The sequence below is a fragment of the Nitrosomonas sp. genome (assembly GCF_021731985.1).
Taxonomy (GTDB): Bacteria; Pseudomonadota; Gammaproteobacteria; order Burkholderiales; family Nitrosomonadaceae; genus Nitrosomonas.
In genome coordinates, this window is the sequence record NZ_JAKFWH010000013.1 from 18742 (window position 1) to 38964 (window position 20223).

The 20223-nt window shown below is 40.6% G+C and carries 15 protein-coding genes; all 15 read right to left on the bottom strand.

The features are described 5' to 3' along the window. Positions 1–34 precede the first annotated feature (34 nt). Complete coding sequence (asnB, locus tag QZ942_RS01630; RefSeq protein ID WP_292992833.1) at positions 35–1906, bottom strand: asparagine synthase (glutamine-hydrolyzing); 1872 nt, start codon at positions 1904–1906, stop codon at positions 35–37. Between the two features lie 36 nt (positions 1907–1942). Further along, a complete protein-coding gene (locus tag QZ942_RS01635; RefSeq protein ID WP_292992834.1) occupies positions 1943–3031 on the bottom strand; it encodes a glycosyltransferase family 4 protein in 1089 nt (362 codons plus the stop codon). A gap of 589 nt (positions 3032–3620) precedes the next feature. Then, the gene (locus QZ942_RS01640; RefSeq protein WP_292992835.1) at positions 3621–5150 is read right to left on the bottom strand and encodes a hypothetical protein; all 1530 of its coding nucleotides are present in this window, start codon (positions 5148–5150) and stop codon (positions 3621–3623) included. A 6-nt stretch (positions 5151–5156) separates the two neighbouring features. Beyond that, positions 5157–6392 (bottom strand): CapA family protein, encoded by a 1236-nt coding sequence (locus tag QZ942_RS01645; RefSeq protein WP_292992836.1) that lies wholly within the window; start codon positions 6390–6392, stop codon positions 5157–5159. 58 nt (positions 6393–6450) lie between these two features. Continuing rightward, a complete protein-coding gene (locus QZ942_RS01650; RefSeq protein ID WP_292992837.1) occupies positions 6451–7677 on the bottom strand; it encodes a hypothetical protein in 1227 nt (408 codons plus the stop codon). Positions 7678–8185: 508 nt separating this feature from the next. Further along, positions 8186–9433 (bottom strand): polysaccharide pyruvyl transferase family protein, encoded by a 1248-nt coding sequence (locus QZ942_RS01655; protein ID WP_292992838.1) that lies wholly within the window; start codon positions 9431–9433, stop codon positions 8186–8188. Between the two features lie 17 nt (positions 9434–9450). Beyond that, positions 9451–10788, bottom strand: coding sequence for a Coenzyme F420 hydrogenase/dehydrogenase, beta subunit C-terminal domain (locus QZ942_RS01660; protein WP_292992839.1), 1338 nt, complete (start codon positions 10786–10788; stop codon positions 9451–9453). Between the two features lie 95 nt (positions 10789–10883). Next, positions 10884–11900: a glycosyltransferase gene (locus tag QZ942_RS01665; RefSeq protein ID WP_292992840.1), complete on the bottom strand. Its 1017-nt coding sequence runs from the start codon at positions 11898–11900 to the stop codon at positions 10884–10886. Between the two features lie 397 nt (positions 11901–12297). Beyond that, positions 12298–13782, bottom strand: coding sequence for a hypothetical protein (locus tag QZ942_RS01670; RefSeq protein WP_292992841.1), 1485 nt, complete (start codon positions 13780–13782; stop codon positions 12298–12300). Then, on the bottom strand, positions 13775–14461 hold the full coding sequence (gene epsI, locus QZ942_RS01675; protein WP_292992842.1) for an exosortase-associated protein EpsI, B-type: 687 nt from the start codon (positions 14459–14461) through the stop codon (positions 13775–13777). The genes QZ942_RS01670 and epsI overlap by 8 nt, the downstream gene beginning before the upstream one ends. A 186-nt stretch (positions 14462–14647) precedes the next feature. Continuing rightward, entirely contained in the window at positions 14648–15553 is a 906-nt protein-coding gene (gene xrtB / locus QZ942_RS01680; RefSeq protein ID WP_292992843.1) for an exosortase B, read from the bottom strand. Between the two features lie 22 nt (positions 15554–15575). Beyond that, entirely contained in the window at positions 15576–16478 is a 903-nt protein-coding gene (epsG, locus tag QZ942_RS01685) for a chain length determinant protein tyrosine kinase EpsG (protein ID WP_292992844.1), read from the bottom strand. Positions 16479–16508: 30 nt separating this feature from the next. After that, positions 16509–17876 (bottom strand): chain length determinant protein EpsF, encoded by a 1368-nt coding sequence (epsF, locus tag QZ942_RS01690; RefSeq protein ID WP_292992845.1) that lies wholly within the window; start codon positions 17874–17876, stop codon positions 16509–16511. Positions 17877–17955: 79 nt separating this feature from the next. Further along, positions 17956–18756 carry a polysaccharide export protein EpsE gene (gene epsE, locus QZ942_RS01695; RefSeq protein WP_292992846.1) on the bottom strand — a complete coding sequence of 267 codons (801 nt, stop codon included), beginning with the start codon at positions 18754–18756 and terminating at the stop codon, positions 17956–17958. A gap of 81 nt (positions 18757–18837) precedes the next feature. Further along, positions 18838–19800 carry an EpsD family peptidyl-prolyl cis-trans isomerase gene (locus QZ942_RS01700; protein ID WP_292992847.1) on the bottom strand — a complete coding sequence of 321 codons (963 nt, stop codon included), beginning with the start codon at positions 19798–19800 and terminating at the stop codon, positions 18838–18840. Between the last annotated feature and the right edge of the window lie 423 nt (positions 19801–20223).

Consider the following 20223-nt stretch of genomic DNA (forward strand, 5'->3'; position numbering starts at 1 on the left):
TGCAGTTTCGCAATTGCCTTATCCGGAAACAACATTATTTCAGATATTGGCGATGCCAGATTTCGAGATTAAGCATGCTCCAAAGCAGCTTTTCGTGGTTTTGACGGCCTGCCACATGATCAGCCAAAACTTTCTCGAGCATAACTGGTTGATAATACTCTCTGGTAAAAGATGTGGAACCAGTCAAGTGTTCATAAAGATAATCACGCATGGGGCCTTGAAACCATTCGTTGACTGGCACACGAAAACCCACCTTAGGGCGCTGAAGAATAGCTGTTGGAAGCAAACGTTTCATCGCTTCGCGCAGTATCCATTTAGTTGTATGGCCGCGTACCCGATACTTGTCTGGCAGATTTGATATAAACGCGGCCAGTTCATGATCCATAAACGGCATACGTGCCTCCAGGGAAGCAGCCATAGTCATTCGATCACCTCGTTCTAACAAGTTATCAGGTAACCAGCTCGACTGATCGAAATAAAGAATGCGGCGCAAAGCGCTATTTTCTGGAGATGAGTCAAACTGCACGCCAGCTTTACAACTAATAGGCTGAGACAATGCCACCAGATCCCTGCGTTCAGTGTCTGATAGCGCACCAAACCAACGCGGCATCCGTTCTTCGAATTGCTCCAATCCCAAATTAACAATTGCTGTCTTGGTTCGCCGGAATCGATACGGCAATGTCTGCACCAAGGGCTCTAGAATACCATGACGCACAAAACCAGGTATTGCCTGATACAAACTTGCATAGCGCTCATAAACATGCTTTGGATACCCCCCCAGGAATTCATCTGCTCCTTCGCCAGTCAGTACCATTTTGACTGTTCGCCTTGCTTCTTTTGCCAAAAGATAGATTGGGATATCTGATGGCTCGGCTACCGGCGCATCACGAAAACGCACCAAGGCTGGCAGGTGTTGCATGAGATGTTCTTGGGATACAACCAGTTCGTGATGATCAGTCTTGAATTGTTCAGCGATAGTCTTGGCGTAGCCCAACTCACTATATCCCGCTTCAGAGAAACCCACGGAGAAAGTTTTAATCGGTTGTACGGAATGCCGGGACATAAGACCAACCACTGCCGAAGAATCAATGCCTCCGGATAAAAATGCTCCGAACGGCACATCGGCGATCATGCGGATCTTCACTGCTTCATCGAGTTTATCGAGAAAGACACCAATTGGATCATCAGGTAGCGGTGTATCGACAGAAATCTCTCGATCTGGGGGTTGGTAATAGCACCTTTCGGTTAATATCCCTCTTTCCCAGACCGCATAACAACCCGGCATAAGCTTACGGATACCACGAAATAATGTGGCTGGAGCAGGAACATAGCGATAAGCGAGGTAATCCCAAACTGATGTTGTGTCAACCTCGGCGTTGATTCCCGGAAACGCCAGAATAGATTTTATTTCAGAAGCGAATGCCAAAACCCCATTAACTTCGCAAAGAAACAGAGGTTTCTTACCAAAACGATCACGGGCTAGAAACAAGCGTTCATTGCGACTATCCCAAATAACGAAGGCAAACATGCCACGAAAATATTCAACACAACGCTCACCCCATTGTTCATAGGCATGAACAATGGTTTCAGTGTCGGAAGCAGTAACGAAATGATGACCCAGCGCAATTAACTCGTCGCGCAATGCGTGAAAGTTATATATCTCGCCATTAAAAATTATCTGGACATTGTCATCTTCGTTCCCCATAGGCTGATGGCCGGTAGAAAGATCAATAATAGAAAGACGGCGATGCGCTAAGCCAATCTGGTAGCGGCTATCACGTGTAGTCGCTTCGAAAAATCCATCATCATCCGGCCCTCGATGTGTAATAGTAGCCGACATACTCCGCAAAACGGCACTGGAATTAATATTTTTGAGTGGCCCTACAAAGCCAGCGATACCACACATTGAAGTACCTTCGCCTTAAAAAGCAGGAAATTGCTCTTAGTTAATGAGATTATGATATAACTTTCGAAAATCGTCCGCCAGCCTAGCAACTGTATAATAATTTTCAACCCGCTGCCTGCAAGCTTCCCCCATACGGCAAATTAATGCTCTATCATTATCAAGTCGTTCGATGGCCTCAGCCAGCGCTTCCGGATTCCGAGAGGGAACAAAAACACCATGAATACCATCTTCCATGACATCAGGGATGGCTCCAACTGGACTAACCACGGGTGGTGTACGAGCAGCCATACTTTCCAACAAGGCGTAGGGCAAACCTTCCCAATGATAAGTAGGAAAGACAAACAAATCAGCATCCTCCCATATTTGATCTTTATCTACACCAAATACAGCACCAGCAAAGCGAACATTATCGTTAAGATCAAGGTCATTTACACGAGCACGCAACCTACCCTCTTCCGGACCGGTACCAGCAAGAACCAGTTGAATATTTTTACCGCGATTACGCACGATCCCTAATGCCTCGATAATTTCGAAAATACCTTTACTTATCGCCAAACGACCAACGTAAACTAATTTTAATGATTTATTTTGAGTGGGAGGAGTTTTCTTCCATTGTGGATCTGCACACAATTCTATGGCGTTTGGAATAACCTCCAGCTGTAATCCTGGTGCAAAATCTCGATAAGCGGCAAGCTCTTCTTGCGAAAGTAACACGATAGCATCAGCAGTATGTAATGATAATCTCAGGAATTTAGTTAACAACTTGTTACTTTTAAAAAGATCTTGCGGCAATGCGCCACCATGTACCTGATATACAACTTTCTTTACCGCAATTCGTGCAATGATTAAATATACGATATCTCGCCAGTAGCTCTTAGATTCAAGCGAAGTGTTCAAATGGATAATTTGGGGTTTTTCCTGAATCAATTGCCCAAGAAATTGGATCGGGCTAAAAAAAAGACGAACTAACTTGGTAGCTGCTGACTCTTTCCGGCCTTCGCTTCCCACCTGAAAATGCAGCAATTTAAATTCATCAGCAAGAGGCGACTGAAATAGTTGATTCAGATGCGTGCTAACACCACTAACAGCTATCGGAGAAGGTCCAAGTAACATTATTGTAATCATTCTTAATTCTTAATTCTTAATTTTAATCAACCCGGGAATATTCTATGCCCGCTCAGTACTATCAATATTAACTCCACTTCAAAGTGCTAGCGATTATAGCAATATACTGAGTCGATATTTATACTCAAACCGAAGGCTCAGGAAAACAAAGTGTTGCTCAAAAACTTGATATCAGCAACAAAAAGTTATCACCTCCATTTCTCTGTTTTCATGCTTAATCTCAAAAAGCCGAAGCTCATCGATTCCGAATTGATTAGAAAATAGCCTAATTGGCTCAATTTTTCGATTCATCGGTGTTGCCTTACTTTACTAGGAGGCTGTCCGAGAATAGAGCGATCTACTGCAGAAAAGCTATTTTGAGACAGATTTTTCGATTATTTGAGGCGAATAGTTATTCTATTTAACGAGAATAATCGGAAAATATGACCAAAATAGCTTTCCCTCGCTACGATCACTATTCTTGGACAGCCTCCTAGTGCCTGCTTACTTAAAATAGCATACAGAATTTTAAATAAAGCTTATTAGTTGCTTAGTAAACTATCGTTTTTTTAAATTGCTTGCCCGACCTTTGAAAATTGGGCTTCCGAATTCAATTCCGTATTTTTTCCAAAACGGATTCGAGTTTTCTGTTGAGAAAAGCGCGCTCCTCCACATTTAGTCCAAGGAAATATATTGAAAATATTGTGCTACTAAAAGCTCCCATGCATACTAAAAAAAGACGCAACAAACCTTCGTCAAAGTTTAATAATACAATTATTGGTAAAATGACACTCACGAGAACAACTTTGAATCCGGGCAATACAACGACGCGAAAATATTTCGCGGTAGAAAAATCAATCATTCTATTTAGAAACTCAAGTCGTAGTCCAAGCAAAATCAACGAGCACAAAATAGAAAGACAAAATACAGAATAATCTGGAAATCCCAATTCCAGTAAAATCCAGAAAGCTACAAAGGTTCCAAGTACAAAGGAACTGGCAATCATTTGGTACTTCTTGATGTCACCAGTTGCCATGATTGCGTGATACATTGGATTTGCTGATGTACAAATCATTGCATCGACAAGAATAAGTTTCAGAAATAACGATGTCTCGGCTGGGGGGGAACTTAACCATAACTTCAGAAGCAGGTCGGTTTCCAAAAATACTGGAAACGCCAACAAAAACAGCAGAAAAAAAGTAATTTTACAAGCAGACAGAATCAGCAACTTCTCTTGCTCAATTTCACCTGAGGAATATGTTTTCGTAATCTGCGGAGCCGATGCGATCTGAAAACTATTGACAAATTCTTGGATAGAACCGGATGCAATCATGGCGACACCACGTGCCGCATTGATCGCTGGGCCAAAAAACACATTTAACAAAATATTAGAACCATGAACACTCAAAGCTGAGGCGATATGTGCGGACAAGTTCCACCCCACAAAACTGGTCATCACCTTGATTTTTGAGCCAGAAATTTTCAAGGAGAATCGGCACTCTGGAAAAATTCTCCAGCATAGTATTGCATATATTAGTGCCACGATGACAGTTGCGCATAGATTTAGAACACCGTAAAGCATTAGTTTGTCCGCATCAACGGTCACCAGGATGAAAACATTAGCGAGTTTAAACCCGACATCCAGGATGCTCACGTATGCGTAAAGCCCCATCCGTTCTTGGGCAAAGATGGCCGCCATATATGGAACCTGAATTACAGTAACCATAAACGCAATGACCGAACATTGAAAAACCCAGTGGGCTGCGTTCAAGCGATCCTCTGGAATTGTGAGTATATTATTCAAAAGCCATAAGCCTATGGTTTCAGCAAGAATAAATATGATCACCGCGATAGCTATATGTATCAATTGGGCCGTGCTAAATACATTCCTAACTTCTTCTTGTCGCCCTCTTCCGAGTTCAAATGATAAAAAACGTTGCGTTGCTGAGGCCATGGAGCCGTTCAGGAATGAAAGCATCGTAACAACTCCGGCAACCACATTGTGAATTCCGTAATCCTCAATACCTAGTTCGGAAAGTACTAGTCGGGAGGTATAAAGCGAGACACCGAGAACCAAGATGAGTCGAAAATACAGAAAAAGCGTATTTTTAACGAGTTTTCCAGGATTTGAATGCGACATGGCTTTTTACAAACTGAAGGTATAATTGACTTGTGGGCTTACACTTCCAGTCACACCGCCAAAACGGTTTACAACTGCCTCGTTTTCAACGAGCAGTCGTTCGCGAGCGACCGTATTTTTCTCATTAGCAATTAATTCAGAAACAGGATGAACTGAAGCGAACCCATCTGGCTCTAGGATTGTTTTAACAACATTGTATGTAATCCGAGTAATTTTTTTCTCGCTAGTGGATATAAACATATCCAGCACAATCCCGTACTCAGAGAAGGAATTTGGAATAAACCAGCCGGTATGTGGAGTGAAACAAAAATTTCCGAGTGCATATACCCCAATGCAACTGTTGCCAAATTTCTCACATCGCAATGGCGTATGTGCGTGATTCGCTATAATTGCATCCACCCCAGCGCGCGACATCCATTGCATCGTCCATTTGTGGTACTCACCCGGAGCAGGATTATATTGACCGCCTAAATGCGGTAACAAAATCACGAAGTCCGCCAAATTCTTGGCGCGTTGAATTTTCTCTTTGGCCCGTGCCACGAAGTAGTGATTTTCCGGTAAATTGATCTCGTCGGGGTTAACATTGTCAGTCACGAAATTTGGAACACTCCGATTCGTTCTGCCGAACAGGGCAGATAGAGCCAATTTAACCCTTATAGGCAGAATCGCTGCGATTAGACTTCTTAAAGAATATTTTTGTAAATTCTCGATTGCCCGTCTCGGCTGTCTTCTTAATAAATCAACGCGCCAAGTTTCTTCGTCCGAAAGGGCCTCGCCATAATATTCTGAATTTGTCCCATAGGTAAAACTCAACAATGCGATTTTGATACCGCTGATTTCTTTTATGAATATTTGTTCGCTTGATTCTCTCGTTGCATAGGTACCCGTGTGGCCGAACCCTCGGGATTGCAGATTTTCGAGTGTGCGTTGCACGCCGGGCACCCCCCTGTCCAAGCAATGATTATTTGCAGTAGAGAGAAAATCTATCCCCGCATTTTTCAGTGCATCCAAAAAAGTTTCCGGGGTGTTGAAACGTGAAGACTCAGAAGTGTACTCTAACGAACTGCCAGCAATAGGCGTTTCCAGGTTTCCTATAACATAATCGGATTCTGCAAAAAACTCTGTAACTGCAGTGAATGTCTGATCATAGGCAAATTCGCCATGACGTGACCATGCTACAGCATTCTGTTCGCGCTGGCACATGATATCCCCAACAAAAGTCAGTCTTATCTCATCTTTCATATATCACCAGCCATCCGATGCCAGTATTTCTTAATTTTAACCGTACCCATTTTTAAACCTAATTAAGTTTTAACATTGTTTTAATCCTGGAAAGTAGAGCTAACGGCAAGCTGGCCCTAGCAAAATTGATCAGAAAAATCAAAACATGTGAAACTGGATAGGAAGGAAGTTTTATACTTTTCCCTTTTGCTAGACCTACAAGAGCCTGCGCAAACGGATCTTCATGTTGTCGCGCTACTTGTTGGCAGACATACTCTAATTCAGCTTTCTTTTTATATTTCTTTATATCAAAAAGGTGCGTATATTCATCCAGCTTCCCAATCAAATCAAGAGTCATCAGTGTGCGACAGCATTTGGAACAAACAGAGCAATTCTCATGCGATTCTTGACTACCAACACAAACATTTAAATAGCGGCGAACTGGCTCATAATTAGTAATATGGATAGTTTTTTCCAGACGATTATATTGAGTGCCATCAGGAATAAATTCTAATGACTCAGTTGATAGCAAAGGAAGTAAAATCGGATCAAGAATTGCAGTATCTCTGTTCAGATAAATTTCATAAAACTTAAATAATTCCAAATATAACAATCCTGCCGATGCATAATAATACTTGTTATAAAAATTTTGCATTACCAGGGCACCTGAGATTGTCGTTAATGAATGTGTTAATTGATGCCCCCACGGATGAAAAAAGTGAAGATTTGAGTCCAGAGGAATTAAATCCAAACCAAGTTCATTTGGAAACTCACTTAAATAGCTATGGCGACTATAAAACTTATTGCGAGCGGCTGTCAGCTCTTTCTCTGTACACCCCGGTCCATTTGAACCTACATTCAGAAAAAGAAAGCTATTGATTTTATAGTCAGGATTTTTTTCCAGCACATAGTGATCGAAAACGGTACAGAATGAATCAACTCCTGCGGAAAAACCGGTGCCTACACCAGAGCCTTCAAATCGTTCAGAGTTGGTCTCATCCGCGGTTATTTTTATCCGCTTAGCAGAAGGCGAGAATGTCATCAACAGAGGAATAACATAGTGGTTTAAATTAAACAGCAATTTATTGGAAACACATCCTTCCAGATGAATGTTTTCTCCATACTGCATCGCTGGAAAAATCAAACCTACCAGAAAACCATCCAGTCTCGTTTTACATAAACCATATGCATATTTCTCAGAAGTGGAAAACCAAAGCTCTTTGGAACCTAATTCCTCACTATCAATGGAAACAGAAAGCCTAATATTGCCATTATCCTTGAGAGTCTTTAAATTAAAAATTTTCATCCGCGTTCCATTTCTTAACTCATTAATTGAAAATGAATTAGATATTCAAGGTTCCCAATTTTATTCTTCAACCGAAACGAAATTAATGTAACAAAAGCGATAATGTCGGAATTATAGGGATATCTAAGGAAATACTGAATTATTCGTCACACCGGCGAAAGCCGGTGTCCAGCTCTTTGATTTTTCTGGATTCCGGCCTTCGCCGGAATGACAAATTTAGAATAATTCAGCGATTCCCTAACTAACATCGGTATGCCTATAATCTGACCGTATTGATCCATCCAGATCAGGAACTATTTTTTTCCGATACTTGAAGTAAGTTTTCTATCAAATAATGCGCTAATTGATAAAATCTATGAGGAAGGAATATCAGAAAATAAAAGACAATACGACATAACTATTACTCATCTTTAGAGTCAGTTTAACTAACTCGGTGGCAAAATTTAAAATTGCTGATTCAATTTTTATTAACACAATTCACACACCAGAGAGCTGTTGAAATAATAAATCAGAGAGCAGTCACTATGGGGTCAATTGCACAGCGAGCTCTCTGCTGCCACTCAGGAATCCGCTGACTCAGAAGGATTCTAATATTCTGTTCGTCAGCATACAATTTCTCCAAGGATTCCCATAAAGTCTCTCTGGAAAGAGTAGGTGTTTCTAGAACATAGCGCAAGTCTCCAAATAGATCCGTATTTAATCCGATTGCTTTAACACTGTATGCAATTGAGATAGTTGGCACATGAGTAGACCATGCGGCAATAGTGGAATGAGTCCGCGCCCCGATAAAGAACCGGCATTGAGAGATCAGGTATTTAGTTTGCACTGCATTCATGTTACGGGGTGCAAGGCTAATTCGCGCAGCAATTATTGCTGGTGGCAAATCAACACGATTAATCAAACGCAGCATATAAAGATAATCACTATTCCACTCTCCGCCATCAACACTGTCTACATGCGGTATCAATACAACGGATAGATTCGTACGCTGGATCACGTCTTGCAAAAACTCCACAACTGCAGTTTCCATTTCAAGTATATGAGAATCGTCGTTACGAAAGCTTTTAATCAGTGGGCTAATGTTAAACCCAAGCAAGCCTTCACGAAGTTCAGTAGGCAATATGTCCGAAATATCCCAAGGCTCAGGTATCATTACAAAGGCAGGATCCGCAACCAATTTTACATTACGCAATCCTAATCTCTCCAGATAATCTCGACTTGATGTCTCACGCACTGAAATACCAGAGTAAGTAGCAAGGTGCCGAATTACATACTTCTCCACATCAGGTTGCGATTCAAATGGTCCAACTGACGCAGCCCACAAAAACATAGGACGGCCATCTGCCATATAGCTTTCTGCTTGCCCCATAAATTTGACGAGAGAAGGTATCCCATAGTCCAGTGAAAGCACATCACCACCGGTCATAATACCGGCAGTGGTATCCCGCAAGCTTTTTCGAACGCTCTTAGGTATAGGCGGGGAAGGAATCCACATGTGTCTCAATCCAGGTATAATTTTATCGAGCCTCCCCCAAACTCTGACATAAAGAGGCAGGTGATAAGCTGGTATAAAACTCACTCCCATTTCGTTAGATCTGATCATTTGTTTCTGATCATTTCCAATATTAAAGCTAGGGGCAAGAAACTCAGCCGTCGGCTGCCGTTCGCGAATGATGCTGGAAATACCCCGCAGCAAGGCTTCGCACCCTCGATTGGTAAGTGTCTCATGGCCCAAGAAATAGTATTTGTTCGTCATTCCAATTCCAGTAAGAACTAATAAGTAGATGTTTTAAAGATGCGTTTAAGTTTCTGCACAATGCGATAGACAAAAAATTGCAATGCCATTATCACATTAAATATTAATAATCCTGAGCCTGATTTAGTCTGTAAAACCATTGCATGCCTGCTTGTCTTGCGAAGAGCAAGGCGAATGATTTGCTCAAACTTGAACAACAATGGAAAACTGGAAGATGGTTGAACTCTCTTTGCCGGTATCTTACCCGTTGATAAAGAAAGCCGGTAAGCCAACCCTTTCCTGCGATGATTGAGCCCTCCTTGCTGAGATCTAACAATTTCCTCAGCACTTATATCCTCCAGATGCAAATTTCCGGCTTCTCGGCCACCGGTCAAAACATCCAGTAAGCGTTTATCACGCACTACAATTAAGCTTGTGCCTCTACCATCGTTAACATAGTGCGGCAACCAGCCATCCATAACCGCGATGTCTGCGGTTTCAGCAAACACATCATCGCAATAATCGCAAGCCTTGGGTTTGAATAAGCCCATACCCCAATTTACACCGATTTGCTTATTACTAATCCGGAATATATCTTTCTTACTATCGTTATCTTGTACTATTGCCTCAAAAAAATATTCATCCGCACGATTCTTAGAATCTTTCCTTCTAAAGCAAGCAGATTCAACTTTCCCAGTAGGCACGCCAGCACGACGAAGCAAATATTCGAAATAAAGCGCACTTTTTAATTGACCACAAACCAAGCCAAGCTGAAATTGAATTCGTTCATGGTAAATTGGATTCTGTCGCTTGAGTAGACGTATAGCTTTGTGAAAACAAGGAACGCCCGTAATGGCATAACGACCAGGATTCTTAGCAATAAATTCCAATGCTTCCGAATACGTGACGGGATAATAGAAAGATGTAGCGCCGGAATTAACGTCAACTTCAGATGAAACAACGTCAAAGGAAAACTCCAAACCCCTGATATTATCAGCTATGCGTGGGCGCGCAAGGATAGCATAATCAATTTTCTTAGATACAAGTAATTGCCTAATTATGTAAGTAATTATCCCACCAGATGAGCCTAATTCCCTGTCATCCAATGAATATCCTGCGAATAATCCTGAAAATCTGCCAATAAACTCTTGTTGCATCTGTCCAGAAAATATTTCATCGGTTATTTCAGTTTCATTTAAATTCTCAGCAAAAGGGCAAATTTTTGAAGCAAGTCTACGCCCATCTATATTCGAATTGTTTAGATTGGCAACATACTCACCATATTTATTTAAACCAATCTCAATTGCTGGGTCGGCAGCCCGGCAAACACCGCAACCAATACAATAATCATGATTAACAACTTGCTCGATATCCAATGCACAGTCCTTCTTTCATCATAAACTCCTGCCCGTTATCCCAACCACAGCTTCCTTACAAAAAACAATTAACCAATCTGTCATTTGCATATAATCTATTGTGATGCATTGTATTTTGTGAGTTCTTGCGCATCAATAGGAATCATCGGATCTGGTATTGATTGCATGGCACCCAGTACTGCAGCAAGTGCATAAAAATTCCATCCATAAGTCGAAAGAAGTGCACTCGAAATACTTTTATTTTTTAATGCCAGAATTGTTATCGTAGCGAACCAAACAAAAAATTCCGCCATCAAGAATACCGATGCAAATGTAAATATCATGAATGACATTGCATTTACTGCCAATATTAGCGCTGTAAAGTGCAGTAAAGGCGCAGCAAATACAAACCATGCCTGTTGCAGACTTAACCACCACCACGGATGTCCAAAAGCTGCACGGAGGTACATGCCATATGCATGCATTCGACGATTTCGCCACAATCGATATAGCATCTGAGAATTATTTTCAGAATATCCGGTATGAAATACGGCTATTTGAGGTAGCCGAATAAGGCGCCACCCTTTGGCTCTCAAACGAGCACCAAGCTCAGCCTCTTCGCAGGCCGGAAGCCATCGATGAGCAAGATAATTGACGGATTCTATCGCACTACGGCGATAAATACCTCCCCCACCTAATTCTGAAACTTCCCTAATTTGTTGCTGAGATGCCGCCGTATATGCACGCCGCTTGTCTGCCCAAGTTTTAATACTTGTATCAATCAGTTTTCCCGCCACACCGGCTGCATCCAAATTAGATTCAAGAAAGCTTAGTGCTTCTGATAAGAAACCAGACTGCAGTATCATATCTCCGTCCAACACATACAAGTATTCTCCCCGCGCGTACTGATAGCCAAGTTGAACGGCAGAAGAACACCCACAGTCTGATTTGTGAGAGAACTGAATAATCCGCACAGGATAGCTTCTTGCAATTTCAACTGTCTTATCGGTAGAAAGTGAGTCGACTAAAATTACCTCACCACCAATTTGCTGTATTTCTGCCAGTGCTGCTTCAATGCAATTTGCAATCAAGGTTTCTTCGTTGAGTGCTTTGATCAAAATTGAGATTTTCATTACTTATCACCCCATAAAATGACAAATGATTAGAAGACTCATTAAAGTTACTCTCCTTACCTGTAATTTACATTCCTACTATTAATTCTTTTATCCGATCAGCATTTATTTCACATTCTGTTCGTTTAGTATCTCCAAAAGCGAATAATCAGTTTTCGCATTTTTCAATGCATTTTGGCTTCTAATAGGATTGGAATCGTCACGAAAACGACTTAAAATCTCCATCCAGTATCCAAATGGACAAGCTCATTTCATGTAAAAGTCTCAGACTTGAAGATGGCCTAAACAATCCAGCCATATCTGTGTAAATTGACTAAAAATTAACCAAAATTAGACAAAACAGGCCTAAGTTTGAACTGCTATATGAAATTTAACCAATAATATCGAACTATGATAATTATGAGCCACCACCAACTAGTTCAACATGCCTACGGTACAACCAAGCTAAATAACCCAATATCGTAGCAAAAACAATTTGTATACTTGGAAGCTCCAGCAATGATACTCGGTAAAAAATAAGAAATACAAATAACGCCAAAGAAGCCTGAATAGCGCGAACATCTGCTCGCACCAGTGGTACTGTAGATTCTCGTTGAAGTCTCAGAGCACAGCGCCATGCAAAAACTAAAATAGCAATGAACAAACCAAAACCAAGCAAACCCATTTCCCATAGTAAAGTTGAAGCTGCAGTTAATCCAATACCGGAACCAGGATAGCGTTTAGCAATATGACCAGAAGCATTCGAGCTACCCAGTCCATTTCCAAACATAAATGATACTGGATCATGAGCACCTTGCTGCCTAAACCAGAATGTTATTACTGTGGTACGATTAAGATACACTCCTCCATAACCTCTTTCTTTTAAATTATAATCAATCGTATCTTCCAGTTGGGTATCTATGGATCTGTCCGACAGACTTAAATAATAATATCCTGTTGCTACCGAAAGAAAGATGACAAGGACAAATCCCATCAACCAATAATGAAATCGAATAAACATTTCATGGCGATAGAGCATAAAAAACATTAGCGGTAGCATTATGACTACAGATTTAGTCTCACCTAATATCAAAGGTACTAATAGGAAAGGTATCAATAGCGTAAGGTGAGCGACAGATAACAATTTCTCCATACGCCACGTCAGCAGAAAAGCCAATGTGATGATAAGAAAGAGAGCCATCTCTCCACTAGCACCTCCACCATCCATACTTGCCCCGAAGGTTCCTGCAACAACATCGACAGCAGCCCCTCCCCAAGTGCTTTTTAGTTGGGGAACAAAAACAATCAATTCGTAAAGTGCAAAGGGCAATTGTAACAGGCCGGTAATTAAAAATAATACCCGCCAACGATGGATGTTCTGCTCATCGAAAGTGAGCCAGCATAGTGCAAACAAGAGTCCCCACATCTGAAAATAGCGCTTAAATCCGACCAAGAATTCACCAGGTGAATGCCACTGAATGAACGAATTAAGCAGCGCATAAACTAGAAATCCTAGAGCTACCCAGATAAAGGCGGGAGTATTTTTTAGTCTAATCGGAGAAGTGGCTCCTCCAAAAAATGCTATGAGCATCAGAAAAAAACCAAGTAACGAGACACCCCATGCTGCCTTTGAGGCAATAAAATCGAAATGGAGCGGGAGAGTCCCCACCACTAGCAAACCAAGCAACAGAGTCAACCACACAATCCAGTCAGGTCTAGCCAAAAGTATCGAACCTGCTATGAGAGCTATCGCAAAACTGATAATTATGGGACTAGCTGTTACCGCAAACAAGCCAAACAACATCGCCATTAGTACACTGGCGAATACGATAATATAAAATATTTTCTGATTACCTAAACCAGTTGATGCGTTTACCTTGTAGACAAGATTTTGTTTATACACCAAAATTTCCTATCAGTCTGGTGCGTTCCTTGATATCAACTGTTAACAGTAAATCCTGAATAAAAATAGTCTGAAGTTGATAAGCCTTATCTTTATCAGAATTTATAGAAGATACACGCACTAGCATTCCATCTGGCACGCTTCCAGTTAGTCCATACCGCAGCTGCTGCAGTTTCTCATCAATCCCAGGCAAAACTGCTTTGTTACCAACTGTTACCCAGTAAGTAATGGGCTCATTACGATTACCCTTCACTGCCATTAAACGCTTTATCGGTAATTTTCCATATTGTGTAAGCAATTCATCAGCATAAGTCTTCATTATTTCAAAGCCTTGCGCGTAATAACATACTTCCGGTTTATGCACCGCAAGATTGTCACTCTGATCACCCCCATATGCCACAGAAAGCATAACGCGCTCGCCCAGAGAGTTAACATAAGTTCTCGATAAAGTTTGATTATATATCTTGTCAAGCATCGCTTGCGTCTCAGTGTCTACCTGCAATGGAATAATCGACTCATCGACTCTCCAATCCCCAAACTTTGAAGGAATCATAATCTCAAGATCAATCTTTTCTTGCAAATCTGCAATTTTATTGGTTGGAGTTAATGCCACTGTTAAGGCGCCGGATGACGCCATCATTACCCCCAAAATAATGCTGGTAATTAAAGATTTTTTCATTAATTGACTCCCTTATTTACTAAAATTTACACGATACAAGTAAATTATATTAATCAAAAAACACAAAAATTCTCAATAAAGCTACAAAACTTAGAAAGCATCTAAGAATAAGATGGTCATAGGTCGAGTTTGATATTAAGTATAGTTCAGTCAACAGAATTAGTTTTAGGGGTCTATTAGATATTCTTAACTAATTGATGATTTACTTGCAAGGTTAGAGACATTTATGGGCTGTACTTTAACAAAATATTGCAATAATGTATCTACTCCCAAGATAAGTATTAATGCACTAATGAATAAAACCATCCCAGCAAATCCATGCAAAAAGCCCTGCCCAGCAGCATCACCATAATGGAAAGTAATCAAGGTAAGAACGATAACGCGAATGACATTAGCCGCAAAAGAGATCGGTATTATAAGGATAGCCAGTGCTACATTTCGAAAGACCGAGGTATGATGAACAAGATTCAGATAGAATAATCCAAGTGCTTCTAAAGTTAATAGTGTTTGTAGCCCAGCACAAGCATCAGCCACAAGGAGTTGATATTGTCCAATCTGCAAGATAACGCCATTACGTGCTATCGGATAATTTGCCCAAAATAAAATATTTTCTGCCACATATGAGACTGCCATTTTCATAGGCATAGTAAGCAAACTTACAAACGTGCCAGGTAATGGAATCATAAACAACAAGAAAAAAATCGGAAACCACATAGCTTTCAGAGCACTACTTCCTCGTTTGATAAGAAAAATAGCTACTAGGGCTGTTACAAAAGATCCTATTTCAAAAATTAATATCTGTTGAGAACGACCAATAATATAGAGTAAAAGAGTCATTAAAAAAATCACCCACCCAAGAAATGAAGTTGATTGTCCTTCACTTCTTTTTATCATTTCTGGCCACTTACGATAAACAAGCCAGAGCGAAAGAAATAAGATAATTGGGCCATGAGCTTGCTCTTCTTTAGCCCAAATTCCATTCGCAAGACTATAGAAAGTAGGCACATATAAAGCTAATAACCCTAGCAGCACAGGCCACCATTCTGCTATAACCTGCTTTTCCGCATGAAGTTTGTATGGAATAGTAAACATATCTCTACAAATTATTAAATAATTAATCCATTAAAATGGAACCGATTACTTCTGTACCACTGCATTTAAGCTGTTCATTCATGAGATTTATATCATTCAAATGGGTGTTATTTTTTCGAGCAACTATCAACACACCATCTGTGCGAGCAGCGATAGAAAGTGCGTCGGCACCACTCGAGAAAGCCAAAGTATCATAAAGAATTACATCAAACTGATTTGCAAGTTGATCATTAAGTTTATCGAATGTGGAACGATTAAGAATTTCCAATGGATTAGGCGGAAGCGTTCCTGCTGGTATAACAGAAAGATCAATAAACGAATCAATCTTAGCGATCACTTCAGAAACATTAGCACGATCTGCAAGGACATCAGACAAGCCTTGCTTATTCTTTAAATTAAAAATTTCATGTTGCTGTGGGTAACGCAAATTAGCATCAATTAGTAATGTGCGTTCCCCAAGCTGGGAAAATACCACAGCTAGATTAGCCGCAAAAAGACTGACCCCATCGCCGGGATTATAGCTAACAATCGCTAATGCTTTATGTCCTGTAGTAAACCAGCGTAACATCAATTGACTTCGCACCGCACGAAAAACTTCTACTTGCGCACCGAATGGTTGATAAGCGACTACTAATCCTGGTGAGTGATTTCCTTCCCCTGGCAATAAGTAAGGATAATCAAACTGCTGTGCCAGTACTAACTGGATATCTGCCTCAGTAATTAAACCTAATTTAAGTGCAGCATCACCGAAACGCAAGCCACTTTCTTTCTGTAAGCGCAGTACACGCTCCGCCTCAACGGGTGTAATTTTCCCCATCTCCAGTAGCATATGCCCTATACTGAATTTGTGAACGGGAGATGTATTTGCGCTGATAGAGCTAGAATCAGTAAGCTTTCTTGTTTCTGAGGAACCTGGGGTACTCATTTTCTTCTTCCTGTTTTAAACTTTGATGATTCATCGTATCAAACGTGGCCACGCTAATTGCATCATGCGCCTCTGTTTAGGTTCTCCCCGCTTTATAATGCCAAGCACCGGTACTTGAAGTACGTCCACCAGATCTTCTGCTGAGCGCACACGCCTATCAACCATTTCCGCAAGCAAGCCAAACCCCAATCCTAGGAGAGTACCTAGGATTACTGATAGAACCATATTTAGAAGTATCTTAGGGCTATCTGGTGTATCTGGGATTTTTGCTGTATCAAGTATAGACACGCTTGACAAGTTGGATTGTCCTTCAAGGCTAGTCTGATTTAGACGTTGCATAGCAGTGTTATATGCCTGTTGAGCGCCCTCCACATCTTTAACGAGAGGCAGGAGCTCATCCCTCGCACGATTAAGGGTCAATACTTTAGTTTTTTGTTCTTCAAGTGCCGCACGTATTCCACTTTCCTGATTGATAGCGGTATTTGTAGCGACTCTTATATATTTATTAAGTTCTGCTCTCAGCTTTTCAACTTCAGCTTTTGCTCCTGCGTAACTGGGGTGATTGTGCCCCAATTTCTGCGAAATTTCTGAGAAATTAGACTCAGCCTGTGTCAAACTTAACTTGAGGTTATTAATCATTGGATTTCTGCCAATACTATTTTTTTCACCACCGGAGTTATTGTCACTTGCCCCAGATACAGCCCCCATAACTTCCGCTTGAGCAACTATCAATTGACTAGAGAGATCATTTAGTCGTTTCGTTTCAATGTCAAGTCGATAGTCTACGTCGACAATCCCTTTTTCATGTTGATAGTCAGACAGATTTTTCTGCGCTGTTTCTAGCTTGTCACGCAGCACGTTAAGCTGTTCAGTGAAGTAGACGGCTGCCTTTTGTGAAGGCTCTACTGTAAGGCGAATGCTCATTTCCTGATAGGCACTTGCAAATGCATTTGCAATGATTGAAGTGAACATAGGATCGGTCCCCTTAAAGCTAATACCAATCACACTGCTATCACGTGAGGTGTCAATATCCAAATTTTTAAGCAACAAGGCAGCCAACCAATCACGCAACCCCAATTTGCTATTGCTATTCTCAAATTGACCTTTTACTGCTTCACTCTGATCAAGTCTTAGTTGATCGATCACCATCAATGCAGTCCTAGTGCTTTTTATGACATCTAACTGAGTTGCCATATAACCTGCACTTAACTGTGCGGGTATAATCATTCCTGTAACAGGATCTGCTCCTTTATGAGTAACCAGTAATGTTGCTGCCGATTTGTAATTTTTTGGCAATAACAAACTAACAACCAAAGTGGTCGATACAGTCACAATAAGTGTGAGCAGGATAAGTCTGTGACGAGCTAATATAATCAGAAAGAATCGAGAAAAATCCATATGTAGAATCCAAGTTTAAACCTAATCTAGTTACAATAATTGCTTGATAATAAATACTTAGGCAGCTATTGAACAAATATTAAAACAAGCTCTCTTTGATATAAATCACGTCATCAGGCTCAACGAAATCACTGGATTTGACAGTTAACATCTGCAGGTTACCATCAACATCGCGGCGCTGAATCCGCAGACCGCGCTCAGTACCCCGTTGGGTTAATCCACCGCCTACTGACAGTGCTTGTATAACCGTCATATTACGCTCAAGCCTATAAGTTCCGGGACGCTGAACTTCCCCATAAATGTAAAAACGGAGCGCTCGCTCAACGTAAATAAGATCATCACTACGCACGTTCAAATTTCGAGTTAAGTCACCGGAGCGAACCATCTCTAAAACATCAATCACTTCTTTAGCAAATTTGTTCCCATCTGAACGAATCAAGGTAACTAGATCGCCTCCTTCTGGCAATATCCCTCCTGCCATGGCAAGAATATCGGTCAGGCTACGCTTACCTTCAATTGGATAACGCCCTTGGTTTCGAACAGAACCAAGTACAGACACCATCTGACTCTGCAGCGAACTAGTTAAGATATTTACTTGGGGGTTACGCAGAATATCACGACTTTTCAGTAAATTTACTATCTTTCGTTCTGCTGCGGATGGAGTTAATCCATCTATTAATATCTCTCCCAGCAGGGGGAAAGTTATACTCCCCGTTTCGCTCACCCTCGTTTCAGTAGTGAGGTCGGGTTGCCCGTAGACAAATATTTTTAATGCATCTCCAGGCCCCAATACACTTTCCCTAGTCTCACCAGCTACCGCACTGCCAATACAAATTATCCAGAGTAATGTAAAGATCATCAGGAATTTCAGTTTATTCATAACATATATCATTTGCCTATAATCCTTAATTCATGCCGCAATAGGTTGACAAAAATAAAACTTTTTGACACACATTTACACTTATTTTATTCCCATGATACCACGCTCAATTGCCCCTTCCGAAACTGGCTCTGTTAAATTTAAATTATTAGTAACACCAGAGGGAGGGGCTACTATTGATTGAGAAGCTGGCTTTTCCACATTAGATGTTGATGCTTTAACATTAAGATATTCTATTTTTGCTGCCGCGCGCAAGCGTGCAACTTCTGCATCAGTTACTTCCTTGTATTTTTGATTGATCAAAAATTTCTCAATCTGCGGCACCGCAACAGCAGCTGTGATTGGACTATCCTTGATCGCATTAACTGAAATAAGCAGACTATTCTCTTGCTCGTTGATGATAAAAATAGTGTCTTTACTTTTCTGCTGCATCATGGTCGCCATTTGAGATGGTAGATCAGTGGTACTACGCGATGCTAAGTTACGGAGATACTGTACTTTATTTTTCTCAAGCCAAGCCACAACTTCATCAAGAGATTTAGCTGCTTCTATAATTTTTTTTAGTTCATCACCAAGATCCTTAGTTGCAATGCGCACTATCGTTAAATCAAATTGCTTGCGTTGTGCAAAATATTCGGGATGTTTTTGGTAATAATCATCAATCTCAGCCTTGGATGGTTTAGCAACTTTACTTACAATACTTTGCATATATGCTTGTGAAATAATTTGAGCATTTGCTCGTTCACGCGCCTGCATGACATCGGGGGTCCGATCAAGTTTATTACTTATCGCCTCGTCCATAATCAATTGACGAGCAATGAGTGATTCCAATAATTGTTTGCTAGCTGCTTCATACTGATCAGGACGAATATTGGCACGTTTTATTTCATCATTAAGTTGAAGCATGGTAACTTCTTTGCCATTAACGCTAACTAAGGCTTGTCCGGATTTTTTTTCTTTAGGTTCACTGTCGCAAGCTGTAAGAACTAAAACAAAAATACTCACAAACCCAATCATTGTCATCCGTGTATATGCTAATACCATAGTACTTTTCCCTTTATAGTTACAAGAATATATAATAAAACAGCTTTCTACGTGCCTTACATATCACCGCAGTAAACACAAAACACAATCAATAAAATCAGCGATCATTCTCAAATTAGCTACGACAATTAAATTAGAAACTTTAACACTTAAAGTATTATCTCATAAAATACACCAATATCTATTAAAAATCAAACATATATTAAACTTAAATCAGACATTATAAAGCTTATTTTTTACTTACAGAACCACCCAAGAAGAAAAAGAAGTAGAACTTGAATAAGCTGACTATCTAAGGAAACGCTGAATAACTCATCGCGCAGTAGAGATCAAGCCGAGTGATCATGTAATATTGCGATAATTTGCCCAATTTTGACCTGAATCGCATCATTTTTTGCATTATTACCCTCATTTCTTGTTTTC